At 53.1% G+C, this 294-nt stretch carries 1 protein-coding gene; it reads right to left on the bottom strand.

Going from position 1 to position 294, the window contains the following annotated elements:
• Positions 1-294, bottom strand: a 294-nt coding sequence (locus K0F75_RS25450; protein ID WP_219064709.1) for a transposase, incomplete at both ends; no start/stop codon positions are given.

The raw sequence follows: 294 nt of genomic DNA on the forward strand, positions 1-294 counted from the left end.
TTGTTCAAAATATCTTCCCCCTTGGCGCTCCAGACGTAGCGAGTCGGCTGCGTATTTCGCAGTGCCAGGAACGTGGTGATCGAGCTTTCGAGTTCGCGAACCGAACTGAAACTGCCGTCACGCAGGTACACCGTGATATCGCGAAAGAAGCGTTCAACCATGTTCATCCACGAGCTGGATGTCGGGGTGAAGTGCATGTGGAAGCGCTTATGCTTCTCAAGCCATGCCTTCACTTTCGGGTGTTTATGCGTGGCGTAATTGTCCACGATCAGATGCAATTGGAGCTGCTTGGGC

This window comes from Pseudomonas sp. UMAB-08 (assembly GCF_900095225.1).
In the GTDB taxonomy this organism is placed as follows: domain Bacteria; phylum Pseudomonadota; class Gammaproteobacteria; order Pseudomonadales; family Pseudomonadaceae; genus Aquipseudomonas.